Origin of the sequence: Streptomyces phyllanthi (assembly GCF_009377205.1) — a bacterium.
Lineage (GTDB): Bacteria > Actinomycetota > Actinomycetes > Streptomycetales > Streptomycetaceae > Streptomyces > Streptomyces phyllanthi.
Genome location: NZ_VJZE01000581.1, coordinates 1 through 4809 on the forward strand (window position 1 = coordinate 1; position 4809 = coordinate 4809).

Here is a 4809-nt window from a genome sequence, read left to right on the forward strand (position 1 = left end):
GCCCAACCCCGGAGGGCCCCGGCATGGAGCACCGCGATTCCGCCGCCGGCTGCGGCTGCTGCGCGCTGTCCGCCGTCGGTGCGGCCACGGCCGCGCTCGCCTGGGCCTCCACCGACCGCACACGACGCCACATGGGCGGCGGGTTCGAGGGCGAGGACACCGACTACACCGTCCTCGTCACCGAACTCCCTCTCGTCCTGGCGGCCGGCGCCGCCCTCCCTGCCCTCGCCTGCGCCGTTCTCCTGCTCTGGATGCGCAGACGCCGGCGGGCCACGGGCGGGGGCGGGACGTCAGAGTTCGACGAGTAGCCCTTCCAGCCCCCGAATCACGAAGTTCGGCTTCCGCTTCGGCTCCGCCGCGAGGCGGAGCGTAGGCGCGCGGTCGAGCAACGCGCCCATGGACGCGGCGAGTTCGATACGGGCCAGGGGGGCGCCGATGCAGTAGTGGATCCCCGCGCTGAAGGAGATATGGGGGTTGTCCCGGCGGGACAGGTCCAGCCTGCCGGGGTCGGCGAAGACGGCCGGGTCATGGTTGGCGGAGCCGAAGAGCATGGCGATCTCCGCGCCGCGCGGGATGGTCGTCCCGTCGATCTCGATCTCGTCCAGCACCCACCGCTCGAAGAGCTGGAGCGGGGTGTCGTACCGCATCAGCTCCTCCACGGCCCCCGGTACGAGCGAACGGTCGGCGCGCAGCGCCTCCAGCTGGTCAGGGTTGCGGAACAGCGCCCACCAGCCGTTCACCGTCGCGTTGACCGTCGCCTCGTGCCCCGCGTTCAGCAGCAGCACACAGGTGGAGATCATCTCCTGCTCGGTGAGCCGGTCACCCTCGTCGTACGCCGCGATCAGCCCGGAGATCAGGTCCTCCCCCGGCTCCTCACGCCGCGCGGCGATCAGCTCCCGCAGATACTCCGAGAACTCGACCGACGCCCGCACCGCCTTCCGCGCCGTCTCCTCCGAGGGGTTCAGCTCGTACATCCCGCAGATGTCCGCCGACCACGGCCGCAGCTGTGCCCGGTCCGGCTCCGGGATGCCCAGCATCTCGGCGATCACGGCGACCGGCAGCGGCTCGGCCACATCGGTCAGCAGGTCCCCGCCGCCCGCCGCGACCAGCCCGTCCACCAGTTCCCCGGCCAGCCGCTGGACATACGGCCCCAGCCGTTCGACCGTCCTCGGCGTGAACGCCTTCGACACCAGTCGCCTGATCCGCGTGTGGTCCGGCGGCTCCAGATCGAGCATCCCGTGGTCGTTCAGCGTGTGGAACGGCTCGTGCTCCGCCGGCGGCGCCGTCCGCCCGAAGTCCTCGTGCGTGAAACGGTGCTGGTACGTCCGCCCCAGCCGCCGGTCCCGCAGCAGCGCCGACACATCCGCGTGGTGCGGCACCAGCCACTGGTCGGTGGGCTCGTAGTAGTGCACCCGGCCCAGCGCCCGCAGCTCGGCGTACGCCGGATACGGGTCGGTCACGAACTCGGGGTCCCACGGGTCGAAGGCGGGAACGGTCTCGGAACGGGCTGCCATGCAACGGACGCTAACCTGCCCGACCCCCGTCTGAACAGGGGTGACCTGAGCGGGGCGGACCTCGCCGTACGTCAGGCCCGTGCGTCAGGCCCGTGCGTCAGACCATGACGCGGATCAGGACCGGCTGGGCGTCAGGCCCCGCCGGGCATCAGGCCCCGCCGGGTATCCGGCGTCACCCCGGTGTCACGAGCCTCGCCTCGTACGCGAACACCGCCGCCTGCGTACGGTCCCGGAGGCCCAGCTTCACGAGGATGCGGCTGACATGGGTCTTGATGGTGGACTCGGCGACGACCAGGCGCTCGGCGATCTCGGCGTTGGACAGACCCTGGGCGATGAGGACCAGGACCTCCGTCTCCCGCTCCGTCAGGTCGCCGTAGGCCGCCTGGGCCGAGGGCGGGAGCCGGGGGGTGTCCGCGATCCGGGAGAACTCCGTGATCAGCCGCTTCGTCACCGACGGCGCCAGCAGCGCCTCGCCGGACGCCACCACCCGTACCCCCTCGGCCAGTTGGCGTGCCGAGGCGTCCTTGAGGAGGAAGCCCGAGGCTCCCGCCCGCAGTGCCTGGTACACGTACTCGTCGAGGTCGAACGTCGTCAGCACCAGCACCTTCGCCGCACCGTCCGCCGCCACGATCTCGCGGGTCGCCTCGATGCCGTTCATCTCGGGCATGCGGATGTCCATCAGGACGACGTCCGGGGAGAGGTCGCGGACCCGGTCGACCGCCTCCCGGCCGTTCACCGCCTCGCCGACCACCTCGATGTCCGGCATCGCGCCCAGCAGCACCGAGAAGCCCTCGCGGACCATCATCTGGTCGTCGGCGATCAGGACCCGTATCGAACGGTCTCCGGCACCGCTCATGCTGGTCGTCATACGGGGTCCTCCGTGGGGGGAACCGGCAGGAACACCGTCACCTCATAGCCTCCGTCGTCCGTCTCTTCCGTCGTCATCTCCCCGTTCAGCATCGTGACGCGCTCGCGCATGCCCGTGATGCCGTGTCCGGCGCCGGGCGACGGTTTGATCAGGCCGGTCGCCGGACCGTTGACGATACGCAGTCCGAGGCCGCCCAGGACGTAGCCGATCTCGACCCGGGCGGTGGCGCCCGGTGCGTGCCGCAGGCTGTTGCTGAGCGCCTCCTGGACTATTCGGTACGCGGACAGCTCGATGCCCTGCGGGAGTTCACGGACGGCTCCGGTGACCACCTTCTCGACGGTCAGGCCCGCCTCCCGCACATTGGCGAGCAGGGCGTCGATGTCGGCCAGGGTGGGCTGCGGGGCGTCCGGCGCCTCGTAGTCCTCGGCGCGGACGACGCCGAGGACACGGCGGAGCTCGGTGAGTGCCGCCACCGCGTTCTCCCTGATCGTGGCGAAGGCCTGCTCCAGCTCCGGGGGCGGGTTCTCCACCCGGTACGGTGCCGCCTCCGCCTGGATCGCGACCACCGACATGTGGTGGGCCACCACGTCGTGCAGCTCGCGGGCGATCGTGGTGCGCTCCTCCAGGAGGGTGCGCTTGGAGCGTTCGTGCGCGGTCACCGTCTGCTGGGCGGTCACCTCCCGCGCGGCGCTGCGGCGTATGTGGATGACGGTGACGCCGAGCAGGATCATCGCGGAGAAGACCAGGAACGGTGCGGTGTTGGACGCGTAGTGGCGCGAGCCGAAAAGGGTCTCGGAGAAGATGCCGTAGGCCGCGGTCAGCACCCACATCCACGCGGCCACGCGCGGCCGCGTCCGCAGGGCCACGACCGCCAGCACCACCAGGTGGCAGGCGAAGGCACCGGCCGGCCAGGGCCAGTCGCTCCAGCTGTTACCGAACGTCGCGGTGATCGGCGCGGAGACGAAGGACAGCCAGAAGGCGCCGACGGGCCGGATCAACGTCAGCAGGATCGGGCCCAGCGCGAAAGCGAGGCTCAGCAGCTCGGCCATGCCTCCGCCCTTTGCGCCGGCAGCGCCGATGACCGCGGCCAGCAGGCCGCAGAACGCCACGACGGCGTGCGGGGTCCAGACCGCGTTCTGCCGCAGACTTCCGCGCAGGTGCCGGGTGATCGGGCCGTCCACGCTCATGCGCGGCAGCGGGCGGTAGGCGAACGCGTCGTGGAACAGGTCCTGCCGCAGCCCGCGCAGGGCGTCCGCCGCCAGCCGGAACTCCGGGCTGCGAGGTGTGGCTTGGCCCTGCTTGGGCGTCGTCTGCGTCTGGGGCATCTCGGTCACGTTCAGAACGGTAGGCGCCGGGTGGGGTCGCGGTCGTCACCAGTGAGGCGGGTCCTTCGGCATCCGTCTCAGGTACTACGGGTAGTGCGAGGGCTCCCCGGGCTTACTGCCACGGCCGCCGTACCCTCGTACCTCAGTACCCGGACGGCCGGACCAGCCCGCACTCGTACGCGAACACCGCCGCCTGGGTGCGGTCGCGCAGGCCCAGCTTCACGAGGATGCGGCCCACGTGGGTCTTCACGGTCTGCTCGGCCACGACGAGGCGTTCGGCGATCTCGGCGTTGGACAGGCCGTGGGCGATGAGCACGAGGACCTCCGTCTCCCGCTCCGTCAGATCGCCCACGCGTTCCTTCAGCGGGGCGCGGGGCGCGCCGTGCAGACGGGCGAACTCGACGATCAGGCGCCGTGTCACGCCGGGAGCGAGCAGCGCGTCACCCGCCGCCACCACCCGCACCGCTTCGGCGAGCTGGTCCGCGGAGGCGTCCTTCAGCAGGAAGCCGGACGCGCCGGCGTGCAGGGCGTCGTACACGTACTCGTCGAGGTCGAAGGTGGTGAGCACCAGGACCCTGATGTCCGGGTGCTCGGCGGTGATGCGGCGGGTGGCCTCGATGCCGTCGAGCTCGGGCATGCGGATGTCCATCAGGACGACGTCCGGGGTGAGTTCGGCCACCTTGGCCACCGCGTCCAGACCGTGCACGGCCTGCCCCACCACCTCGATGCCGGGCCGGGCGTTGAGCAGCACCGTGAAGCCCTGCCGGACCATCTCCTGGTCGTCGGCGATCAGTACGCGAATGGTGCTGCTCGTCATCTGCTCGTTTCTCCTGTCGTACCCGGGGCGCTGTCGGAGTGGAGGGGCTCCGCGGGGTGGTCGGTTCCGCCGGAGCGGGGCAGGAAGGCGACCACCACGAAGCCGCCGTGCGACGTCTGCATCGCCGTCAGGGTGCCACCGAGCATCGCGGCGCGCTCCCGCATACCGAGCAGGCCGTGGCCCGCGCCGGGGGACGACGGCCCCATGGGGGTCCCTCCTGCTCGAGCGGAGCCGAGAGCGTGGGAGGGCTCGGGGCGGGAGTTGATGACCCGTAGCTGCAGGCCC

At 71.3% G+C, this 4809-nt stretch carries 5 protein-coding genes and 1 pseudogene; 1 reads left to right on the top strand and 5 read right to left on the bottom strand.

Translation table 11 applies throughout. The features are described 5' to 3' along the window. Positions 1-308, top strand: a 308-nt coding sequence (locus FNH04_RS41285; protein ID WP_228031925.1) for a hypothetical protein, incomplete at its 5' end; no start/stop codon positions are given. Here FNH04_RS41285 and FNH04_RS41290 read toward each other — a convergent pair. From FNH04_RS41290 to FNH04_RS41310, 5 genes and pseudogenes are all read right to left on the bottom strand, one after another. Next, complete coding sequence (locus FNH04_RS41290) at positions 291-1514, bottom strand: cytochrome P450 (RefSeq protein ID WP_152791345.1); 1224 nt, start codon at positions 1512-1514, stop codon at positions 291-293. The two genes, FNH04_RS41285 and FNH04_RS41290, sit on opposite strands and share 18 nt — an antisense overlap. Positions 1515-1686: 172 nt before the next feature. After that, a complete protein-coding gene (locus tag FNH04_RS41295) occupies positions 1687-2382 on the bottom strand; it encodes a response regulator (RefSeq protein WP_386575244.1) in 696 nt (231 codons plus the stop codon). Then, a complete protein-coding gene (locus FNH04_RS41300) occupies positions 2379-3716 on the bottom strand; it encodes a sensor histidine kinase (RefSeq protein ID WP_386575246.1) in 1338 nt (445 codons plus the stop codon). The genes FNH04_RS41295 and FNH04_RS41300 overlap by 4 nt, the downstream gene beginning before the upstream one ends. Positions 3717-3849: 133 nt before the next feature. Further along, positions 3850-4524, bottom strand: a complete 675-nt coding sequence (locus tag FNH04_RS41305; protein ID WP_152791347.1) for a response regulator — start codon at positions 4522-4524, stop codon at positions 3850-3852. Further along, a pseudogene (locus FNH04_RS41310) lies at positions 4521-4809 on the bottom strand (hypothetical protein); the annotation flags it as partial. The gene FNH04_RS41305 and the pseudogene FNH04_RS41310, both read right to left, overlap by 4 nt.

What these genes read in the sequence shown, in the direction of transcription:
- FNH04_RS41290 (WP_152791345.1), bottom strand. Translation starts at nt 1,514, where the DNA reads ATGGCAGCCCGTTCCGAGACCGTTCCCGCCTTCGACCCGTGGGACCCC.
- FNH04_RS41295 (WP_386575244.1), bottom strand. Translation starts at nt 2,382, where the DNA reads ATGACGACCAGCATGAGCGGTGCCGGAGACCGTTCGATACGGGTCCTG.
- FNH04_RS41305 (WP_152791347.1), bottom strand. Translation starts at nt 4,524, where the DNA reads ATGACGAGCAGCACCATTCGCGTACTGATCGCCGACGACCAGGAGATG.